At 56.4% G+C, this 21,996-nt stretch carries 18 protein-coding genes; 15 read left to right on the top strand and 3 right to left on the bottom strand.

The window, feature by feature from the left end; genetic code table 11:
- Positions 1-2: 2 nt before the first annotated feature.
- The 5 genes from PAG01S_RS06235 (at position 3) to PAG01S_RS06215 (ending at position 7,282) form a co-directional block, all read left to right on the top strand.
- On the top strand, positions 3-1,148 hold the full coding sequence (locus tag PAG01S_RS06235; protein WP_010254357.1) for an HlyD family secretion protein: 1,146 nt from the start codon (positions 3-5) through the stop codon (positions 1,146-1,148).
- On the top strand, positions 1,145-2,713 hold the full coding sequence (locus PAG01S_RS06230) for a DHA2 family efflux MFS transporter permease subunit (protein WP_010254360.1): 1,569 nt from the start codon (positions 1,145-1,147) through the stop codon (positions 2,711-2,713). The genes PAG01S_RS06235 and PAG01S_RS06230 overlap by 4 nt, the downstream gene beginning before the upstream one ends.
- A gap of 1 nt (position 2,714) precedes the next feature.
- Positions 2,715-4,244, top strand: coding sequence for an efflux transporter outer membrane subunit (locus PAG01S_RS06225; protein ID WP_010254363.1), 1,530 nt, complete (start codon positions 2,715-2,717; stop codon positions 4,242-4,244).
- A gap of 865 nt (positions 4,245-5,109) precedes the next feature.
- A complete protein-coding gene (locus PAG01S_RS06220) occupies positions 5,110-5,511 on the top strand; it encodes an H-NS family histone-like protein (protein WP_003850507.1) in 402 nt (133 codons plus the stop codon).
- Positions 5,512-5,689: 178 nt separating this feature from the next.
- The gene (locus PAG01S_RS06215) at positions 5,690-7,282 is read left to right on the top strand and encodes an ABC-F family ATPase (RefSeq protein ID WP_010254366.1); all 1,593 of its coding nucleotides are present in this window, start codon (positions 5,690-5,692) and stop codon (positions 7,280-7,282) included.
- 90 nt (positions 7,283-7,372) lie between these two features.
- Here PAG01S_RS06215 and moeB read toward each other — a convergent pair whose 3' ends face one another.
- Positions 7,373-8,131: a molybdopterin-synthase adenylyltransferase MoeB gene (gene moeB / locus PAG01S_RS06210; RefSeq protein ID WP_062758087.1), complete on the bottom strand. Its 759-nt coding sequence runs from the start codon at positions 8,129-8,131 to the stop codon at positions 7,373-7,375.
- A complete protein-coding gene (gene moeA, locus PAG01S_RS06205; RefSeq protein WP_062758085.1) occupies positions 8,132-9,367 on the bottom strand; it encodes a molybdopterin molybdotransferase MoeA in 1,236 nt (411 codons plus the stop codon).
- Positions 9,368-9,623: 256 nt separating this feature from the next.
- On the opposite strand from moeA, the gene PAG01S_RS06200 reads away from it, so the two are divergent.
- The 9 genes from PAG01S_RS06200 (at position 9,624) to PAG01S_RS06160 (ending at position 19,567) form a co-directional block, all read left to right on the top strand.
- Positions 9,624-10,583: an isoaspartyl peptidase/L-asparaginase family protein gene (locus PAG01S_RS06200; protein ID WP_010254371.1), complete on the top strand. Its 960-nt coding sequence runs from the start codon at positions 9,624-9,626 to the stop codon at positions 10,581-10,583.
- Positions 10,584-10,592: 9 nt separating this feature from the next.
- Entirely contained in the window at positions 10,593-12,449 is a 1,857-nt protein-coding gene (locus PAG01S_RS06195) for a dipeptide ABC transporter ATP-binding protein (protein ID WP_062758083.1), read from the top strand.
- A gap of 54 nt (positions 12,450-12,503) precedes the next feature.
- Positions 12,504-14,039 carry a glutathione ABC transporter substrate-binding protein GsiB gene (gene gsiB, locus PAG01S_RS06190; protein WP_010669736.1) on the top strand — a complete coding sequence of 512 codons (1,536 nt, stop codon included), beginning with the start codon at positions 12,504-12,506 and terminating at the stop codon, positions 14,037-14,039.
- Positions 14,040-14,085: 46 nt separating this feature from the next.
- A complete protein-coding gene (gene gsiC / locus PAG01S_RS06185) occupies positions 14,086-15,015 on the top strand; it encodes a glutathione ABC transporter permease GsiC (protein WP_010254376.1) in 930 nt (309 codons plus the stop codon).
- Complete coding sequence (gene gsiD, locus PAG01S_RS06180; RefSeq protein ID WP_010254377.1) at positions 15,012-15,917, top strand: glutathione ABC transporter permease GsiD; 906 nt, start codon at positions 15,012-15,014, stop codon at positions 15,915-15,917. The genes gsiC and gsiD overlap by 4 nt, the downstream gene beginning before the upstream one ends.
- On the top strand, positions 15,914-16,363 hold the full coding sequence (locus PAG01S_RS06175) for a DUF4385 domain-containing protein (protein ID WP_010254385.1): 450 nt from the start codon (positions 15,914-15,916) through the stop codon (positions 16,361-16,363). The genes gsiD and PAG01S_RS06175 overlap by 4 nt, the downstream gene beginning before the upstream one ends.
- A 515-nt stretch (positions 16,364-16,878) precedes the next feature.
- Positions 16,879-17,514 carry a carbonic anhydrase gene (locus tag PAG01S_RS06170; protein WP_010254395.1) on the top strand — a complete coding sequence of 212 codons (636 nt, stop codon included), beginning with the start codon at positions 16,879-16,881 and terminating at the stop codon, positions 17,512-17,514.
- A gap of 141 nt (positions 17,515-17,655) precedes the next feature.
- The gene (locus tag PAG01S_RS06165; protein ID WP_022625967.1) at positions 17,656-18,315 is read left to right on the top strand and encodes a DUF3313 domain-containing protein; all 660 of its coding nucleotides are present in this window, start codon (positions 17,656-17,658) and stop codon (positions 18,313-18,315) included.
- 115 nt (positions 18,316-18,430) lie between these two features.
- Entirely contained in the window at positions 18,431-19,567 is a 1,137-nt protein-coding gene (locus PAG01S_RS06160) for a PQQ-dependent sugar dehydrogenase (RefSeq protein WP_010254401.1), read from the top strand.
- 208 nt (positions 19,568-19,775) lie between these two features.
- Here PAG01S_RS06160 and PAG01S_RS06155 read toward each other — a convergent pair whose 3' ends face one another.
- A complete protein-coding gene (locus PAG01S_RS06155) occupies positions 19,776-20,432 on the bottom strand; it encodes an HAD family hydrolase (RefSeq protein ID WP_033785519.1) in 657 nt (218 codons plus the stop codon).
- Between the two features lie 272 nt (positions 20,433-20,704).
- Between PAG01S_RS06155 and PAG01S_RS06150 the strand changes: the two genes are divergently transcribed.
- Entirely contained in the window at positions 20,705-21,907 is a 1,203-nt protein-coding gene (locus PAG01S_RS06150) for a serine hydrolase (RefSeq protein WP_010254406.1), read from the top strand.
- Positions 21,908-21,996 lie beyond the last annotated feature (89 nt).

Genomic DNA, 21,996 nt, shown 5'->3' with positions numbered 1-21,996 from the left:
CTATGAGCGAGAATAACCAACGCGATCCACACCAGCAGGACGCAGAAAATGCGACGGATAAAAACCGTCAGTCAGAGGAAAATCAGGACAACGACCAGCAGCCTGAGCGTAAACGCCCCGGTAAAAAGCCGCTGATTATTCTGGCGGTAGTGGTGGTGATTATGCTGATTGTCGGCTTCTGGTTCTGGTTCACTACCCGCAATATTGAAACCACCGACGACGCCTTTACCGAAGGCGATGCCGTTACCATTGCGCCTAAAGCCTCCGGCTATGTCGTGAAGCTGCTGGTGAAAGATAACCAGCGGGTGAAGAAGGGCGATCTGCTGGTGGAGATCGATCCCAGCGACAATCGTGCCCAGCGTGAACAGGCTAATGCGCAGCTCGGTTTAGCTGTCGCACAGCTGCATCAGGCGCAGGCTCAGCTGGCGCTGTCAAAGGTACAGTATCCGGCACAGCGCGATCAGGCGCTGGCGGATCAGGCGAAAGCCGAAGCGAATCTGCTTAATGCACAGGCGGATTATCGTCGCCAGCGCGGCGTCGACCCGCGTGCGACCAGTCAGCGTAATATCGACAGCGCGTCCGCGCAGTTACGTTCGGCGCAGGCGCAGCTACAAAGCGCGAAAGCACAGGTTGAAGTGGCGTCACAGGTTGCTCTGCAGATTCGCCAGCAGGAGACCAATGTTGAAGCGCGTCAGCAACAGGTTGAGCAGGCTAAGGCGCAGTTAAGCACGGCCGATCTTAATCTCTCCTATACCCAGGTTCGCGCGCCCTATGACGGGTTTGTCACCAAGCGTAACGTTCAGCTGGGCACACTGGTGCAGGCGGGATCTTCGCTGTTTTCGCTGGTCTCGCCTGAGATCTGGGTCACCGCTAACTTCAAAGAGTCTCAGCTGCAACACATGAATCCTGGCGACAAAGTTGAAATCAGCGTCGATGCCTGGCCGGATATGAAGCTGGAAGGGCATGTTGACAGTATTCAGATGGGCTCTGGTTCACGCTTCTCGACTTTCCCGTCAGAAAACGCCACCGGTAACTATGTGAAAATCGTTCAGCGCGTGCCGGTGAAAATCGTCATCGACAAGGGCCTTGATCCGAACCATCCTCTGCCGCTGGGTCTCTCTGTTGAACCGAAGGTAACGGTGGAATGAGTACGGCGCAGAGCTGGAAACCCGCCAGTAATCCGTGGTTAGTGGCGATCACGGTCACGCTGGCGGTGTTTATGGAGATCCTCGACACCACCATTGTTAACGTGGCGCTGCCGCATATCGCCGGTTCGCTCTCCTCCAGTTACGATGAGTCAACCTGGGTGCTGACCTCTTATCTGGTGGCGAACGGCATTGTGCTGCCTATCTCTGCGTTCTTCAGCCGACTGTTTGGCCGTAAACAGTTTTTCCTGATCTGCATCGTGATGTTTACCATCTGCTCCTTCCTGTGCGGCATCGCTACCGAACTGTGGCAAATCATTCTGTTCCGCGTGCTGCAGGGCTTTTTTGGTGGCGGATTGCAGCCGGTTCAGCAGTCTGTGCTGCTGGACTACTTCAAGGCGGAAGATCGCGGCAAGGCGTTTGGGCTCTCCTCCATTGCCATTATTGTCGCGCCGGTGATTGGCCCGACATTAGGTGGCTGGATTACCGACAACTACAGCTGGCGCTGGGTGTTCTTTATCAACATTCCGGTCGGCGTGCTTACCGTACTGGCGATCTATCAGCTGCTGGAAGATCCACCGTGGGAGCGTAAATGGGCCAAAGGTAAGCTGAAGATCGACTATATCGGCATCAGCCTGATTACCTTAGGACTGGGTTGTCTGCAGGTGATGCTGGATCGCGGAGAGGATGAGGACTGGTTTGCCTCGCACTTTATTGTGCTGTTCGCCATTCTGGCCTTGATTGGCATCGTCGGCGCCATCTACTGGCTGATGTATGCCCGTAAGCCAGTGGTCGATATTCTGGTGATGAAAGACCGCAACTTCTGGGTCGCCGGGCTGTTGATGGCGGGGATGGCGATGATTCTGTATGGCAGCTCCGTAGTGCTGCCACAGCTGGCGCAGCAGGATCTGGGGTACACCGCCACCTGGTCAGGTCTGGTGCTGTCGCCTGGCGCGGTGCTGATTGTGCTGACCATACCGCTGGTGCTGAAACTGATGCCAATCGTTCAGACGCGCTACATCATTGCCTTTGGCTTTAGCTGTCTGGCCGTGGCGTTTCTCTACTCCGCTACCTTAACGCCCAACGTCGATTTCACCACTTTGGTGTTGATGCGCAGCGCACAGTCAATCGGGCTGGGTTTCCTGTTTGTCCCGCTGACGACTATCGCCTTTGTCACCATTCCGCAGCGGCTTAATGCTGACGCCTCGGCGCTGTTTACCATGTTCCGTAACGTGGCCGGATCGATTGGGATTTCACTCTCGACCGCTGCCATTACCGAGCGCGAACAGGTGCGGTCAGCGCACATGGTGCATAACATGACGCCGCTGAATGAGCCGTTCAACATTACGCTTCAGCACTGGGCGCAGGCGATACGCGACTTTACCTCGGCGGTGGGCGATCCCGTCACGCTGGCAACCGGTCAGCTCTATCAGGAGATGATTGCGCAGTCGCGTATCCTCGCTTACATCGATGTCTTCTCAGGCCTGAGTATTGTCGCCCTGATTTTGATTCCATTTTGTTGGCTGCTGTCGCCGATTAAGAGCGAAGGCAGTGCAGGAGCACACTAACATGAAGGTTTTTTACTCTCATCGCCTGAAACCCCTGAGTTTACTGCTGGCCCTCGGGCTGGCGGGCTGCGCCGTCGGACCTGACTATCAGGCGCCGAAACCTGCCGTGCCGGGTGGCTACAACACCCTGGATTCGCAGGAGGCGTCAAAGCCACAAAATGCCGCGATTAATTCGCGCTGGTGGCGCAGCTTCAATGATCCGCAGCTCGACAGCCTGATTGAGCGCGCGATTGCGGGCAACCTGAGCCTGCAGCAGACGGTGCTGCGCATTGCCGGGGCACGTGAACAGCTGACGCAGGCGCAGGGCAGCCTGTTCCCCACCCTGGGCGGTTCAGCCAAAGTGACGCGTCAGCAGCTCGGGCTGGAAGGCTTGCTGAAATCCAATGGCGCAACCGATCAGCTCGACAGCAACGTGGCCAGCCAGCTCAATGGATTGACCCAGCCGGTTAACCTCTATCAGGGCAGCTTCGATGCCAGCTGGGAGCTGGATCTGTGGGGCAAAGTGCGCCGTCAGGTTGAGGCAGCCAATGCCCAGCAGCAGGCAGCGATAGAACAGCGCAACGATGCGCTGGTCTCACTGGAGGCCGAAGTGGCGCGAGCCTGGCTGCAGCTGCGTGGCGCGCAGAGCACGATTCAGACGCTGCAACAGCAGATTGAGGTGGCGCAGCAGACGACCGAGCTGACCCAAAGCCAGCAGCGTAATGGCCTGGCCCCGCTGACCGATGTGGAAAATGCGCGTGCCCAGCTCAGCACGCTGCAGGCGCAACTGCCGCAGTATCAGTCGCAGGCACGGCAGGCGATGAATGGGTTAGCGGTGCTGCTCGGCAAGACGCCGGGGGCGCTGGATGCTGAACTCAGTACGCCAAAAGCGTTACCCCCGCTGCCACAGTTTGTCCCGGTAGGCATTCCTTCTACGCTGGCACGTCGTCGTCCTGATATTCGTCAGGCTGAAGCGACGCTGCATGCACAAACCGCTGAGATTGGGGTTTCTGTCGCGCAGCTTTTCCCGAGCCTGTCACTGACCGGCCAGCTGGGCGTGCGCAACACCGATGTCAGCTATCTGGATAACTGGAGCAGCCATTTCTACAGTTATGGCCCGTCGTTATCGATTCCGATTTTCCAGGGCGGACAGCTGGTGTCGAGCGTGAAGTTAGCGCGGGCACAGCAGGCCAGTGCCGCGCTGGATTATCGCCAGACGGTGCTGACGGCGTTGCAGGATGTGGAGAATGCGCTGGTCAGCTATCGCGCCGATCAGCAGCGGGTCACCGCGCTGGATGAGACAACCGGTGCGCTTCAGCGCGCGTTTGATCTCGCCAGCGACAGTTATCGCCAGGGGCTCTCGACCTTCCTGGAGGTGCTGGATGCGCAGCGTCAGCTGGCTCAGGCAGAGGAGCAGGCGACACAGGCGCGGATGCAGAGTGCACTCGATTTAGTGGCGCTCTATAAAGCGCTGGGCGGCGGCTGGGAGACTTACCAGAACGTGGATATGCCGCAATATCCGGTATTTGGCCCGGCCACGCAGGCGAATTAGTTATCCGGCGGTAGCTGCCTCTGCGCAGTTACCGCTTTATCTCTCCTCCGGCAGCGTTAAACCGATGCTGCCTGTCTCTCCATGTTGTTCATCATGATCTAACCCGTTGATAAAGAGAGCTTCTCAGCATCACTGGAACGGGTGCAGCCAGCAGAAAATAAAACAGTGATAATCGCAGGGTTATTATCAGCGCCTCCGGCGAGCGATTATTTTCATGTTGCTGGCACTTTCCGGATTCAGGTTTTTGAGCTCTGTCACCTTTCTCAGTTTATTTCTTTGACGTTTTTTTAAGGCAACTTACGACTGAACGAGTGGGGGCGCGTGAGGCTATTCAGTCAGCCTGAGCCGGGCGGAACTGTTATTGCGCAGCTAAGCGATCTGCGAATAATCCGACTCTGCTATAAATCGCAGCGGCAAAAATGGTTAACAGGTGGCAAAGGGCATAATTAAAAAAGCTACCAGAGCGTTAATTCTTTTGCGCTATTTAACGGTGCCGGGGGTGGCTTTTTAAGCATAATCTGTAAGCTGGTGTGACTGGGGTCACGGGCAGGCACATTTTTAATCTGTTATCTCCGGCCCGTAAGCGTAAATAATGAGGCTGCATGGCCCGCATTTAGTTGATAGCGTTAACTGCCTTATGCCGGGATAATCTGCCTGAAATCGTTTTCAACTCCTGAGTAAAAGTGCCATTTGTTGTTAATTCAGCGTTAATAAAAGGTCAGGCACGCCCGATTTTAATAGCTCTGTTTCGGCCGAATTAATACTTAGGAATTATCTGTAGCGTAAAAATAATTTATTTTTTTATTTGAATTAGGTAGTCTTGGCGCTACAGTTTTATTAACCCCCCTTAATCAAGGACATTGTGATGAGTGACGCATTTAAGGTACTGAACAATATTCGCACATTACGTGCCCAGGCTCGTGAACTGCCACTGACCGATCTTGAAGAGATCCTGGAAAAATTAACGGTTGTTGTTACTGAGCGCCGTGAAGAAGCAGAAGCGGAAGAGACGCAGAATCGCGAAAAAGAAGAAAAGCTTTCTAAATATCGCGAAATGCTGCTGGCTGACGGTATCGATCCTAATGAATTATTAGGTGCACTGGAAAGCGGGAAAAAACGTACCAAGCGTGCGCCGCGTCCGGCTAAATATTCTTACACCGACGAAAATGGTGAGCAGAAATCCTGGACTGGCCAGGGCCGTACCCCGGCAGCGATTAAAAAAGCGCTGGATTCCGGTAAAAGCCTGGACAGTTTCCTGATCGATTGATCAACACAATCCTTGTAAGTGGGAGCCGGGGGGCCATCATGGCCTTCCGGCTTTTTTATTTCTGCCGGGATATCAATCACCCCGCAAGGAATCCACGGCTGACGCTGGCGTGCGCTGCGTCACATCTGGCATAATAGCCGCCGTTTTTTCATCCATTCTCTTCACAAAGGTCAATGCCGTGTTAGTTAGCAGCAATATCACCATGCAGTTTGGCAGCAAGCCACTGTTCGAAAATATCTCCGTTAAATTTGGCGGCGGTAATCGTTACGGTTTAATCGGTGCGAACGGCAGCGGAAAATCCACCTTCATGAAGATTTTGGGTGGCGATCTGGTGCCTTCAGGCGGCAATGTTTCTTACGATCCCAACGAGCGCATCGGTAAGTTGCGTCAGGATCAGTTCGCCTTTGAACAATTTAGCGTGCTGGACACCGTTATCATGGGTCACCATGAGTTATGGGAAGTGAAGCAGGAGCGCGACCGTATTTATTCTTTGCCAGAAATGAGCGAAGAAGAGGGGTATAAAGTCGGCGATCTTGAGGCACTTTACGGTGAGATGGACGGCTATAGCGCGGAGTCTCGTGCCGGTGAGTTATTACTCGGCGTCGGCATTCCGGTTGAGCAGCATTATGGCCCGATGAGCGAAATTGCGCCGGGCTTTAAATTACGTGTGCTGCTGGCGCAGGCGCTGTTTTCTAATCCTGATATTCTGTTACTCGATGAACCGACGAACAACCTGGACATCGATACTATTCGCTGGCTGGAGCAGGTGCTGAACGAGCGTGACAGCACCATGATTATCATTTCGCATGACCGTCACTTCCTTAATATGGTCTGTACGCACATGGCTGATTTGGATTATGGCGAGCTGCGGGTTTATTCCGGTAATTATGACGAATATATGACCGCGGCGACCCAGGCGCGTGAACGTCTGTTATCCGATAACGCCAAGAAAAAAGCGCAGATTGCTGACTTACAATCGTTCGTCAGTCGTTTTAGCGCCAACGCCTCTAAATCGCGTCAGGCGACATCACGCGCTAAGCAGATGGATAAAATTAAACTGGATGAAGTGAAAGCCTCCAGCCGCCAGAACCCGTTTATCCGCTTTGAGCAGGACAAGAAGTTGTTCCGTAATGCGCTGGAAGTGGAAGGTTTGACCAAAGGATTTGATAACGGTCCGCTGTTTAAGAATTTAAATCTGCTGCTGGAAGTGGGTGAGAAGCTGGCGGTGATCGGTGCCAACGGTATCGGTAAATCAACACTGTTAAAATCGCTGGTGGGTCAGCTGACGCCAGATAACGGCAGCGTTAAATGGTCAGAGAATGCGCGTATTGGTTATTACGCTCAGGATCACGCCGATGATTTTGCCAATGACCTGACGGTATTTGACTGGATGAGTCAGTGGAAACAGCCTGGCGATGATGAGCAGACCATTCGCGGTATTCTGGGTCGCCTGCTGTTTTCGCAGGATGATATTAAGAAGCCGGCCAAAGTGCTTTCCGGTGGAGAGAAGGGTCGTATGCTGTTCGGTAAGCTGATGATGGAAAAACCGAACATTCTGATTATGGATGAGCCGACCAACCACCTCGATATGGAGTCGATTGAATCGCTCAATATGGCGCTGGAGATGTATGAAGGCACGCTGGTGTTTGTTTCACACGACCGTGAATTTGTCAGCTCGCTGGCAACCCGCGTGATAGAGCTGAAAGCAGATCGCGTGGTGGACTTCACCGGTAATTACGAAGATTACCTGCGGAGTCAGGGTATCGTCTGATTGAAACGGGGTGGCGCAGGTCACCCCGTTTTTTTTGGTGGTTTGTTGGTTCAGCACGGGCTTCAGGGAGCAGAGGCGTTCCTGCCGACGTTACGCGTTACCACCACACACTTCACAATGCGCATCCTGCGCCACCTTCATGCTGTGGAACTCCGCGCTCATTGCATCGTACATCAGCAACCGGCTGGTGGCGGGCGTGCCAAATGCCGTCAGCACTTTAATCGCTTCCATCGCCTGCATCGCACCAATCACGCCAACCAGCGGAGCCATGACGCCCGCTTCCACGCAACTCAGGGTTTGTTCCCCAAACAGGCGGCTGATGCAGCGATAGCAGGGTGTGCCGGGCTGCCAGTTGAATACGCTGATCTGACCTTCCATCCGAATCGCGGCGCCGGAGACCAGTGGCACCCGCTGCTGACGACAGAGCCGGTTAAGCTGCTCACGCACAGCAACGTTGTCGGTGCAGTCCAGCACTACCTGCTGCCGGGCGATCAGCGCCAGCAGCGCTGCATCGTCCAGCTGTCCATTAACAGGATGCAGCTGGCAGTGCGGATTGATGGCGGCCAGGCTTTGTGCGGCGGAGTCCACTTTGGCACGACCAATATCAGCATCGTGATGCAGGATCTGCCGTTGCAGGTTAGAGTGCGATACGGTATCGAAGTCGAGCAGCGTCAGGCTGCCGACACCGGCAGCCGCCAGATAGGGCGCAGCGGCGCAGCCGAGTCCGCCCAGCCCGACTATCAGCGCATGACTCGCTTTCAGCCGCTCCTGACCGTCGAAATCAAAGCCGCGCAATACAATCTGCCGGTTGTAGCGCAGCATCTCCTCATCGCTTAATTCAGGCAGCATTTACGCCTCCAGCAGGGCGTTGAACGGTTCCACCTCGACCCATTCGCCCGGTTCAACATTGCCGCGATCCCGTTCCAGCACAATAAAACAGTTTGCCTGGGCGAAGGAGCTGAAGACGTGCGAACCCTGCATCCCGGTGGTTTCCACCTCCAGTTCACCCTGTGCGTTCTGTCGCAGGATACCGCGCTGGAAATCGAGCCGGCCAGGTGACTTTTTCAGCCGCGAGGCGCAGCGCACTTTCTGACGTGGCGGCAATGCTGATTTTTGCTGGCCGGTGAGGGTGGCAAGCAGCGGCTGAACGAGCTGATAAAAGGTCACGGCGGCGGAGACCGGATTACCTGGCAGGCCGCAGAACCAGCTGCTGTTGAGGCGGCCAAAGGCAAATGGCTTGCCAGGCTTGATCGCCAGCTTCCAGAAGCTGATGGCACCAAGCTCTTCCAGCATCGTTTTGGTGAAGTCCGCTTCGCCCACCGAGACGCCGCCGGTAGTAATCACGACATCCGCCTGCCGATCGGCCTCGGTGAAAGCAGCACGCAGTGCGGCCGGGTCATCTTTGATGATGCCAAGGTCGATGACTTCGCAACCCAGCTTATGCAGCATCAGTGATACCGCAAAGCGGTTGGTGTCGTAGATCTGGCCTTCGGCCAGCGGCTCGCCTACCGGCTGGAGTTCATCACCGGTGGAGAAGATAGCGACCCGCAGTTTTCGCAGCACGCTGACCTGCGCGATACCCAGTGAGGCGAGCAGTGGCAGCTCCGCCGCGCCCAGCCGCGTTCCTGCTTCCAGCACCACGGTGCCTGGCTGAATATCATCGCCGATGAGACGAATGTTCTGTCCGGGACGGACCGGCGCGGTGATCACAATCGCATCACCCTGTGTTTCGGTCTGCTCCTGCATTACTACTGCTTCACAGCCTGCGGGCACCGGCGCACCGGTCATGATGCGAATCACGCTGCCCTGCGGCCACTCACCGTTAAACGGTGCGCCGGCAAAGGCTTTACCCGCCACTGGCAGCGGCTGACCGCTGCTGGCGTCTGCCAGCCTGACGGCGTAGCCATCCATCGCAGAGTTATCAAATGGCGGGACGGCAATCGGTGAGGTCACCGCTTTGGCGGTGATACGCCCGACCGCTTCGGCCAGCGGCACGCTAAGAGAGTCGGTGACGGGCGTCAGCTGTGACAGCATTTTTTGTTGTGCCTCCTCAAGGGAGATCAAGCCTGCAGTAAAACTTTCCATGGATATTCCAGCCTGGTTATCTCAGATGCTGCCTATTATGGTGGGAATTAGCCGCTGAGTCACATCGGTGTCGGCCTGACTTGCCTGTTGTTGTGGCCAAAGTGAAATATGGCGGTAAGAAAAGGTTATAACCACAGGAACAGTTTCCGCTTTACAACACTTAGCAGGCTTTCTATAGTCAAAAATCACCAAAAATGGGTGAAAACCATTTTAAATCAGTGTTTTTCGTCCTGATGCAACCACAGGGTAGATCGTTATGGTCAATGCAGTGATCGCCATTCATGGAGGCGCCGGTGCCATTACGCGCTCAGCAATGAGCGCCGAAAAAGAGCAACTCTATCGTCAGGCGCTACACGATATTGTCACTCAGGGCCAGCAGATACTGGCTCAGGGCGGCAGCGCACTCGATGCGGTGACCGAAGCGGTGCGGCTGCTGGAAGAGTGCCCGCTGTTCAACGCCGGTAAAGGCGCGGTCTTCACCCATCAGGGCACCCATGAACTCGATGCCTGCATCATGGATGGCCGCACGCTGGGTGCAGGGGCGGTCGCGGGCGTAACGCGGGTACGGAATCCGGTGCTGGCGGCACGTGCCGTGCTGGAACATAGCGAGCATGTCCTGTTTATCGGCGAGGGCGCAGAGCAGTTTGCTGAAGCGCACGGGCTGGAAACGGTCACGCCTGATTACTTCTCGACTCCGGAACGCTGGGAGCAGTTGCAGCGCGCGCTGAACAGCGATACGGCGGTGCTGGACCATGATGGTGCCGCGCACAGCGATGACCCGCTCGACCCGGACCGTAAGTTTGGTACGGTGGGGGCCGTCGCGCTGGATCTTGAGGGCAACCTCGCGGCCGCCACGTCAACGGGCGGTATGACCAACAAGCAGGCCGGACGGGTCGGCGACTCGCCGCTGCCGGGCGCAGGCTGCTACGCCAGTAACGACAGCGTGGCGGTCTCCTGTACCGGCACCGGGGAAGTCTTTATGCGGACGCTGGCGGCCTACGATGTGGCAGCGCAGATGCGCTACGCCGGGCGCTCACTGCAGCAGGCCACGGTTAATGTTATTCATGACAGTGTGCTGGAGCTGGGCGGCAGCGGGGGGCTGATTGCCGTCGACCGCGCAGGCAACGTAGCGCTGCCTTTCAACAGCGAAGGGATGTATCGCGGTGTGGCGCGGGTTGGCGAAGTGGCAGACGTCGCTATCTATCGCGAAAGTTAAGGAGCACAGATGAGCGACAGGCAAACGTTACCGCCGCTGGCCCCTGAGCAGGTCCTGGCGGTGCGCGATCTCAATGTGCGTTTTCAGCACGAAACCACCGTCACTGACGCGGTGCGTCATTTGTCACTCGATCTGTTTCGCGGCGAAACGCTGGCGCTGGTGGGGGAGTCAGGCTCGGGGAAATCAGTGACCTCGCTGGCGTTGATGCGGCTGATTGAGCAGGCTGGCGGGAGGGTCAGCGGCGAGGTGCTGTTGCGGCGTCGCAACGGCGACGTGCTGGATCTGATGCGCGCCTCAAAAGGTCAGATGCGGCGGGTGCGCGGTGCGGATATGGCGATGATCTTTCAGGAGCCGATGACCTCGCTGAATCCGGTCTTCTCCGTGGGCGAGCAGATTGCGGAATCCATCCGTCTGCATCAGGGCCTGAGCCACGCCGGCGCGCTGGCCCAGGCGCGCCGGATGCTGGATCTGGTACGAATCCCGGATGCGCAAAATGTATTATCCCGCTTCCCGCATCAGCTGTCGGGCGGGATGCGTCAGCGCGTGATGATCGCTATGGCGCTCTGCTGCAAACCGGCTCTGCTGATTGCCGATGAGCCGACCACAGCGCTCGACGTCACCATTCAGGCGCAGATTCTGCAGCTTATCCGCGTGCTGCAAAAAGAGATGCAGATGGGGGTGATTTTTATCACTCACGATATGGGCGTGGTCGCCGAAATGGCCGATCGGGTTCAGGTGATGTACCGCGGCGAAGTGGTAGAAAATGCTCCGGTCGCTGAACTGTTCAGCGCCCCGCAGCAGCCCTATACCCAGGCGCTGCTGGCGGCGGTGCCAAAGCTCGGTTCGATGCAGGGCCAGCCCCTGCCGGCCAAATTTCCGTTGCTGCACAGCGATGCCGTTGATGACGTGCCGCAGGATACGGTTCGCCGCCTGCAGCCACCCATTTTGCAGGTGCGCGATCTGGTCACCCGCTTTGATATTCGCGGCGGCCTGCTGAACCGCGTTAAAAGCCGGGTGCATGCCGTCGAAAAAGTCAGTTTTGATCTCTATGCCGGTGAGACACTGGCGCTGGTGGGAGAGTCTGGCTGTGGTAAATCGACCACCGGGCGTTCGCTGCTGAAGCTGGTTGCCAGTCAGGGTGGCACCCTGACCTTTGACGGACAGCGGATAGACCATTTGTCAGGTGCCGCGCTGGCCCATCTGCGACGCGATATTCAGTTTATCTTTCAGGATCCCTACGCCTCGCTCGATCCCCGGCTGACGGTTGGCTTCTCCATTATGGAGCCGCTGCTTGTCCACAAGGCGATGCCGCGTCGCGAGGCGGAGCAGCGCGTCGCCTGGCTGCTGGATAAAGTGGGTTTGCTGCCGGAACATGCTCAGCGCTATCCCCATGAGTTTTCCGGCGGCCAGCGTCAGCGCATCTGTATAGCCCGCGCGCTGGCGCTGAATCCCAAAGTGGTGATCGCTGATGAGTCCGTCTCGGCGCTGGATGTGTCAATTCAGGCGCAGATTATTAATCTGATGCTCGACCTGCAGCGCGAGTTTGGCATCGCCTTCCTGTTTATTTCTCATGATATGGCGGTGGTGGAGCGTATCAGCCACCGCGTGGCGGTGATGTATCTCGGTCAGATTGTCGAGATGGGGCCGCGTCAGGCGGTGTTTGAGCAGCCTCAGCACCCTTACACCCGAAAACTCATGGCAGCGGTGCCGGTAGCCGATCCGGCTCACCGGCGTCGCGAACGAGCCTTACTGGTCGATGAGATCCCCAGCCCGATTCATGCGTTAGGGGATGAACCTGAAGTGGCGCCGCTGATGGAGGTGGCTCCGGGCCATTTCGTCGCCCGCCACGTTATCAGTGCGACCTGAACAGTGACGATGTCGCCCCGGCGACCAACCCGACAGGGATTACAGGAGAACAAGATGCAGATTACGATGCGTAAAGGGTTACTGGCGGCTGGCGTGTTAAGCAGCGCAATGGCATTGCCCGCCTGGGCAGCACAGGATGCGGTGATTGCCGTCGCGTCCAACTTCACCACTCTCGATCCCTATGACGCCAACGACACGCTGTCGCAGGCTGTCGCGAAATCCTTCTATCAGGGCCTGTTTGGCTTTGATAAAGAGATGAAGCTCACTAACGTGCTGGCTGAGAGCTATCAGGCCAGCGCCGACGGCCTGACCTACACCATCAAACTGCGTTCCGGAGTTAAATTCCAGGATGGCACTGACTTCAATGCGGAAGCGGTAAAGGTCAACCTCGATCGCGCCAGCAATCCGGATAACCATCTCAAGCGCTACAACCTGTTTAAACATATCGCCAGCACCGAAGTGGTGGATCCAACTACGGTAAAAGTAACGCTGAAAGAGCCGTTCTCCGCCTTTATCAACATTCTGGCCCATCCGGCGGCGGCGATGATTTCACCCACCGCGCTGAAAAAATATGGCAAAGAGATCGGTTTCCATCCGGTAGGAACCGGCCCGTTTGTGTTCGAAACCTGGAACCAGACCGATTTTGTGAAGGTGAAAAAGTGGGACGGCTACTGGAAGCCGGGCTATCCGAAGCTGGACAGCATTACCTGGCGACCGGTGGTGGATAACAACACCCGCGCGGCGATGCTGCAGACCGGCGAAGCGAACTTTGCTTTCCCGGTGCCCTATGAGCAGGCAAAACTGCTGGAGAAGAACAGCAAGCTTGCTGTGGTAACCACGCCATCGATTATGCAGCGTTACATCAGCCTTAACGTCACTCAGAAGCCGTTCGATAATCCGAAGGTGCGTGAAGCGCTGGAGTATGCCATCAACCGTCAGGCGCTGGCGAAAGTGGCGTTCTCCGGTTACGCCACGCCTGCTACCGGCATCGTGCCGCCCACCATCGACTTCGCTCAGACCTATCCGGCCATCAGCTACGATCCGGCCAAAGCGAAAGCCCTGCTGAAAGAGGCGGGTTACCCGAACGGGTTTGAAACCACGCTCTGGTCGTCACACAACCACAGCACCGCGCAGAAAGTGTTGCAGTTCACCCAGCAGCAGCTGGCGCAGGTTGGCGTGAAAGTTAAAGTTACGGCGATGGATGCGGGTCAGCGTGCCGCTGAAGTAGAAGGCAAGGGCCAGAAAGAGAGCGGCGTGCGCATGTTCTACACCGGCTGGTCCGCCTCCACCGGCGAAGCGGACTGGGCACTGACGCCACTGTTTGCTACTACGGCCTGGCCACCGGCGATCTTCAATACCGCGTTTTACAGCAATCCTAAGGTCGATAAAGATCTGGCAGATGCGCTGAAAACCACCGATCGTGCCGAGAAAGCGCGTCTCTACAAAGATGCGCAGGATACCATCTGGCAGGATCATCCGTGGATCCCACTGGTGGTTGAGCAGCTGGTTTCTGCCAACAGCAAAAACCTCAGCGGTTTTTATGTGATGCCCGATACCTCATTCAATTTCGATGAGGCAACTCTGAAGTAACGGAGCCGGCCAGCCCGTGAGGCTGGCCGCAGCTGCAGGATGTTGCATGTTTAACTATTTTCTCAAACGACTCTTTGGGCTGATCCCCACGCTGCTGATTGTGGCGGTGCTGGTGTTCCTGTTTGTTCACCTGCTGCCGGGCGACCCGGCGCGTCTGATCGCCGGGCCGGAAGCCGATGCCTCGGTTGTGGCGCTGGTGCGTCAGGAGCTGGGACTCGACCTGCCGCTGCCGCAGCAGTTCTGGCACTTTATGCTGAATGCGCTGCAGGGCGATTTCGGCCAGTCGATGGTCTCGAAGCGGCCGGTCGCGGAGGAGATCGCCTCACGCTTTATGCCAACTTTGTGGCTGACGCTGGTCAGCATGATCTGGGCAGTGATTTTTGGCATGGCAATCGGCATCGTTTCCGCTGTCTGGCGCAATCGCTGGCCCGATCGACTGGGGATGACGCTGGCGGTGTCGGGCATTTCGTTTCCCGCCTTTGCACTGGGCATGCTGCTGATGCAGGTCTTCTCGGTGGAGCTGGGATGGCTGCCAACCGTCGGTGCAGAGAGCTGGAAACATTACATTCTGCCCTCCATCACCCTGGGTGCGGCGGTGGCGGCGGTGATGGCGCGCTTTACCCGTGCCTCGTTCGTGGAGGTGATGCAGGAAGATTATATGCGGACCGCCCGGGCCAAAGGGGTGCGCGAGTCGCTGGTGGTGGTCAAGCATGGCCTGCGCAACGCCATGATCCCGGTGGTAACGATGATGGGGCTGCAGTTTGGTTTCCTGCTGGGCGGATCGATCGTGGTCGAGGTGGTGTTTAACTGGCCGGGCCTGGGGCGACTGCTGGTCGATTCCGTGGCGATGCGCGACTACCCGGTTATTCAGGCGGAAGTTTTGCTGTTTTCACTGGAGTTTATTCTGATCAATCTGTTTGTCGACATGCTCTATGCGGTGATTAATCCCGCTATTCGCTTTAAGGAGTCGCGATGAAAAACTGGCGACGCGAAGCGGCACTGAAAACGATGCCGCTGATTGCGGAGAATCGGGTGCGAACGCCGTGGCGTGAATTCTGGCGGCGTTTCAGAGGGCAGCCGGTGGCGCTGCTGGCCGGGCTGTTTGTGCTGGTACTGATTGTGCTGGCGGTTATCGCCCCATGGATTGCGCCGTTCGACGCAGAGAATTACTTCGATTATGACCGGCTCAATGACGGCCCCTCGCTGATGCATCTGTTTGGCGTCGATTCGCTGGGGCGCGACATCTTCAGCCGGGTGCTGGTCGGCACGCGGATTTCCCTGATTGCGGGCTTCTTTTCGGTGGTGATCGGCGCGCTGATCGGCACATTCTTTGGTCTGTTAGCCGGCTATTACGAAGGCTGGTGGGACCGCATCACCATGCGTATCTGCGATGTGCTGTTTGCCTTTCCCGGCATTCTGCTGGCGATTGCGGTGGTGGCGATTATGGGCAGCGGCATGAGTAATGTGATTGTGGCGGTCGCTATCTTCAGTATCCCGGCGTTTGCCCGGCTGGTTCGCGGCAATACGCTGGTGCTGAAGCATCAGACCTATATTGAGTCGGCACGCAGTATCGGCGCTTCTGACTGGACTATCCTGATGCGGCATATCCTGCCCGGCACGGTATCGCCGATTGTGGTCTATTTCACCATGCGGGTCGGTACCTCAATCATTACCGCGGCCAGCCTGTCGTTTCTGGGGCTGGGGGCGCAACCGCCTACGCCGGAGTGGGGTGCAATGCTGAATGAGGCGCGGGCCGACATGGTTATCGCGCCTCACGTGGCAATTTTCCCCAGCCTGGCCATCTTCCTCACCGTTCTGGCATTTAATTTACTCGGAGACGGGCTGCGCGACGCACTTGATCCTAAACTAAAGAGATGAAACCTTTCGATTATGATCAGGACTTCAGCACTATCGACTTCCGCCAGCACCCCGAGCTTTATCAGGTCGGGCGTGGTGAGCAGGGTGTGCTGATGGTCGAGCCTTATAAAGGCGAAATACTGCCACACTGGCGTTTTCGTACCGTTCCCATTGCTGAAGAGTCGGCTGAGAAAATCATGGCGCTGTTTGAGGAGTATCGGCGCAAAGATGATTTTGTCGGCATGGATATGGCGCGCAAATTTATTCAGATGGGGTATACCCGTGCGCGCCGTTACAGCAACCACAAGGGCGGACGCAAATATGACGCGGATGGCAAGGAGCTGCCGCGCGGCGTCAACGAGGAAAAAGCCGCGGCGGCGGCTGTTTTCAAAGGCTACTGGGACAAACTTCGTGCAGATGAAGACTATCTGCGACGTAAAAAAGCGCATCAGCAGCAGTATGGCTAAGCGTTAATCCTGCTCTCCCGGCAGCCGCTAACCCCTGCTGCCGGGGTTATTTTAATGAACCCGTCCTGCTCAATCTTATCCCTCATTCCTTGCTGCAACGGTTCTGCTGCAGCGCCCGTGCTGCCAGATGCGCAGCCGTTTCGCCATGCCCTAAAACGCCATAGCCCGCCACGCTTGCCAGATAAGGTCAGACAGCAGCAGAAGAGAAACCTTTTCTGCTGGCGAGCCGGGGGCGTAAAGTAGTGAAAAAACGCGTAAAAGCCGATCCACAGCACAGGCAAAAAAACGGGCGGTTCAAACCGTGCTTTTTCCAATAACTTCCCGTGCTATAAAAAGAAATTGGCTGCGGAGCCTCTGACTGATGAACAAGCGAAACGCTGACAGTGGCCGTTGTTTAGAGCATCCGGTAAAAGGCGGGTTGATATTCACTTGTTTTCATTAATAATAAACGGGCAAACCCCACTGAGGGGGCTATGCCCCTCAGGTAATGAAATGGATAATGTGAGAGCTAAATAATGAAAGAGATCATCAACGGATTTCTGAATTTCCAGCAGAATGTGTTTCCTGAAAGGAAGGATCTTTTCAAAAGCCTGGCATCAAATCAAAATCCGAAAGCGCTGTTCATCTCCTGTTCAGATAGCCGTCTGGTGCCTGAACTGGTGACGCAGCAGGAGCCAGGAGAGCTGTTCGTTATCCGCAATGCGGGCAACATCGTTCCCTCATTTGGCCCGGAGCCAGGTGGTGTCTCCGCCACTATCGAATATGCGGTGGTCGCGCTGGGCGTCTCCGACATCATCATCTGTGGTCACTCTAACTGTGGTGCCATGAACGCCATCGCCTCCTGCGCCTGCATGGATACCATGCCTGCGGTTGAGCACTGGCTGCGCTATGCCGATGCGGCAAAAGCGGTGGTTGAGCAGCGTGAGTATGACTCACCAGAGAAGAAGCTGAACGAGATGGTCAAAGAGAACGTCATCGCCCAGTTGAACAACATGAAAACCCATCCTTCCGTCTCCGTCGCGCTGCGTAACGGTAAGCTGCGTCTGCACGGCTGGGTTTACGATATCGAAAGCGGCACCATTATGGCGCTGACCCAGGGTGGCAAACAGTTCATCACCCTGTCTGAGAATCCTGATACCTGCTTTGAGTAATCTTTTTCGCCCGCTGTGCTCTGCAGCGGGTTTTCCTGCTATTTATTCTGCATAGCAGCGTAAAACCGCCTCTGTTATTCTGCATTTCCCCTCTGGCTTATCTATGCTTGCTTAAACCTTCCTGATACAAGCGAGTTGATGATGCGTAAAACTTCCGTTGCTGCTCTTCTGGCGGTCTCTGCCGTGCTGCTCAGTGGTTGTACTTCTCATGTTGCTGATAAGCAGCAATATTCAGGTTTTTTAAGCGATTACAGCCAGTTGCAACCGACGTCGTCAGCCAGTGGTGAACCGACTCTGCGCTGGATATCACCCGACTATCAAAGCAGCCATTATAAAGATGTGCTTTATACATCGCTGATCTACTACCCGGCGGCGCACCCCACGCCACGCGTCACTCAGCAAACGCTGGATCAGGTGCTCAGTTACACCGAGATCCAGCTAAAAGGCGCGATAGCCACCCGCCTGCCGCTGGTGAATCAGGCTACGCCGCATACCCTGAAGGTAAGGGCCGCCATTACCGCCGTGTCAGCAGAAAATCAGGGCGTGCAGTTTTATGAAGTGGTACCGGTTGCCGCGGTCGTTGCCAGCACCATGGCGGCGTCAGGGCATCGTACTCAGAACAGCGAACTGTTTCTGGAGATAGAAGCCAGCGATGCGGTGACGGGCAAACCGATGATCCGGGTGGTTCGCAAAGCCTTTGGCAAAACGGTCAGTAACAGCAATACGCCGATCACCTTTGACGAGCTGAAGCCTGGTATCGATACGATGGTGCGTGACACGGTAAGTTTTAACGCGCCCTGACTCTGACGGGCGACAGCAGAGCGCTGTCGCCCTGATTAATCTTTTGTAAATCCTCAACATCATTGCAGAGGGGCTGACTACGCTTAAGGGCATTCTATCCCGTCAGGAGATCGTTATGGCCCGTTTCTCAACTGCCTTGTTGCTAAGTGGCTCCCTGTTCTGTACCGCCCCCCTGTTTGCCGCCGACGTAAAGGTCGAGGTATTACAGGATAAGTTACAACATCCATGGTCCGTCGCCTTCCTGCCCGACAACAAAACGCTGCTGATTACCGAACGTAGCGGACAACTGCGCAGCTGGAGCCCGGAGAGCGGCCTGTCGCAGCCGATCCAGGGCGTGCCAAAGGTCTGGGCAGAACGGCAGAGTGGCCTGCTGGACGTGGTGCTGGCACCCGATTTTGCCACCAGTCGTCGCGTCTGGCTTAGCTATACCGAAGCGAACAGCAGTGGTAAAGCGGGCGCGGTGGTAGGCGTTGGCACGCTGAGCAAGGATAACCGGCAACTCAGCGATTTCCGCGAGGTGATTCGGCAGACGCCGATGCTCTCCAGCGGCAACAACATCGGTACCCGGCTGGCGTTTGATACCCAGGGCTATCTCTGGATCGCCTTCGGCGATAATTTTGCCAGCAGCGCTGCGCAGGATCTCGATAAGCTGCAGGGCAAACTGTTACGGCTCAACGCCGATGGCAGCGTGCCGGACGATAACCCGTTTGCGAAACAGCGCGGCGCACGGCCAGAGATCTGGGCCTATGGTTTGCGTAATCCGCAGGGGCTGGCGCTTAACCCCTGGACCGGCAAGATATGGGAAAATGAACATGGCCCGCGCGGCGGCGATGAAGTGAATATCATGGAGCGGGGCAAGAATTACGGCTGGCCGCTGGCAACCTACGGCATCGACTATAGCGGTGACAAAGTGCCGGAGTCACAAGGCACACAGGTTGCGGGTACCGAACCGCCGCTTTATCACTGGAAGGATTCTCCGGCCATCAGCGGCATGGCGTTCTACAATAGCGCCCGTTTTCCGCAGTGGAAAAACTCGCTGTTTATCGGCGCTCTGAAAGAGAAAAACCTGATTCGTCTGAGTATCAACGGCGAGAAAGTGGTGGAAGAGCAGCGTCTGCTGGACGATCAGAAGGCGCGCATTCGCGATGTGCGTCAGGGGCCGGATGGCTGGCTCTATGTGCTGACCGATGAGGCCAATGGCAAGCTGCTGAAAGTGGGATTAGCGCAGGACGCTGGTGCGTCCCGCGGCTAAGAGCCTGTCCCCGGGCTATTTTATTGGTCAGTCTGGGCCTGGGCAGTGCTCACACAGGCTGCTTTAGCAACCTGAACGCCCGTCAGGGCGGCCCTGAAGGGGCGAGCGCAGCGAGTAATCCTCACGGACTACGTGTACTACGGATTGTTCCGCGCTGTCCGTGTCCAGGCTGCCAGCAACAGTTACGCCTGATGGACCAGGCTCTGAGTCAGCGCGCCCAGTGATAAACCTGCCAGCCGCGGTTTAACGCTTCCTGGTGTAACTGTTCGTCAGGGTTGATGACATGGGCATGATCGGCCTGTTCCAGTAGCGGCAGGTCGTTCATCGAATCGCTGTAGGCCCAGGTGCGGTCAAAGGCCTCGTCCTGCTGCAGCGCTTTCCAGTCACCCAGTCGCGTGACTTTGCCCTCTTTATAGGTCATGGTGCCGTAAGTGTTGCCGCTGTAGCGCTCGTCCACGATTTCAACGCCAATCGCCAGCGCGCCGCAGGCACCCAGCTTTTCTGCAATCGGCACCACCAGATGCTCGCCGCTGGCGGAGATGATCATGACCTTGTCGCCACGCGCCCGGTGCCACTCAATCCGCTCGCGGGCTGCAGGATAAACGCGTGGCATGATGTCGCGGTGAATGAAGCGGCGCACCCAGCCTTCAACGGTAAGCGTGGCCATGCCCGCCAGGGGGGAGAGTGTTTTATTCATATACTCTTCAATCGACAGCGTACCGGCATAGTACTGGCTCATTAATGCCTGTTCCTGATCAATCAGTTCACTGGGAGCGAATCCCTGTGATACCAGCCAGCGCAGCCACAGGCTGGTGCTGTCTTCACAAATGAGTGTTTCATCCAGATCAAAAAGGGCTAAGTCCATGGTCGGTCTCCTCGGCTGACTGGCGTTCAGGTTAACTGATATTTGTGACGGGCTTAACTCTTCTGCGAAAAATCGGAATTTCACGCAGTTTTGATAGCGACAGAATCGGGGAAAAGCGGCACGCGCGCGGCACTTATGCCAGGGTTACTCTACTAAACTCTAAAAAACTTTACGATTCGACGGTTTTTTTCGCTGCCGTCAAGGGTTAGCGTTTGAGTGAGAATTTTCTGCCCCTGGAATTTCGATTTAACAAGGACAATCCGGCCAAGCCCATGACAAACACTCGCTTCACATCTCGCCTGCGGCACCTTGCTGCCACTTCATTACTGATTCTTGCCCCCGTCAGCGTTTTTGCTGAGCAGGCTCCCGCCGCGCCAGGCATTGATGCTAAAGCGTGGATTCTGATCGACTACGCCAGCGGTAAGGTGTTAACCGAATCCAGTGCCGATCAGCGCCTCGACCCCGCCAGTCTGACTAAAATGATGACCAGCTATGTTGTGGGTCAGGCGATTAAAGCGGGCAAAATCAAGCCGGATGACCTGGTTACCGTCGGACAGGATGCCTGGGCCACCGGCAACCCTAAGCTGCGCGGCTCGTCGCTGATGTTCCTCAAGCCGGGCGATCGTATTCCGGTGCATGAGCTGAATAAGGGAATCGTGATCCAGTCCGGCAATGATGCCTGTATTGCGCTGGCGGATTATGTGGCGGGCAGTCAGGATTCGTTTATCGGCCTGATGAACAACTACGTGAAGGCGCTGGGACTGCAGAATACCCACTTTATGACGGTACACGGTCTGGATGCAGAAGGGCAGTACAGTACCGCGCGTGACATGGCGCTGATTGCTCAGGCGCTGATCCGCGATGTGCCCGAAGAGTACGCGCTGAATAAAGAGAAAGAGTTCACCTTCAATAATATTCGCCAGATCAACCGCAACCGCCTGTTGTGGAGCACCAATCTCAAGGTTGATGGCGTCAAAACCGGCCACACCTCAGGCGCGGGGAATAACCTGGTCGCTTCAGCAACCGAAGGGGATATGCGTCTGATCTCGGTGGTGCTGGGCACCGCCAGCGATGCGATTCGTTTCCGCGAAAGTGAAAAGCTGCTGACATGGGGCTTCCGTTTCTTTGAAACGGTCACGCCGATTAAAGCGGATGCACCGTTTGCGCAGCAGCGGGTCTGGTTCGGTGATCGCAGCCAGGTCAATCTGGGCGTGGCGAAAGATGCTGCGCTGACCATCCCTAAAGGGCAGATGAAGAATCTGAAGGCGAGTTTCAGACTCACTACGCCGCAGCTGGAAGCTCCGCTGAAGAAGAATCAGGTGGTCGGCACCATTGATTTCCAGCTGGACGGGAAAACCATTGAGCAGCGGCCGCTGGTGGTGATGCAGGATGTGCCGGAAGGCGGGTTCTTCAGCCGGATGATTGATTTCGTGATGATGAAATTCAATGGCTGGTTCGGGAAGTGGTTTTCATAAGTAAGCAGGGACGCAGGCTCGTACTGCGTTGAGCCCGAGCCTGCACAGGGAACAGGGTCAGATCGGAAAGACGCAAAATCCGTCATCCA

This window comes from Pantoea agglomerans NBRC 102470 (genome assembly GCF_001598475.1).
GTDB classification, from domain to species: Bacteria; Pseudomonadota; Gammaproteobacteria; order Enterobacterales; family Enterobacteriaceae; genus Pantoea; species Pantoea agglomerans.
Note: the sequence above shows the minus strand (reverse complement) of the source record. Positions and strands in the feature narration are given on the sequence as shown.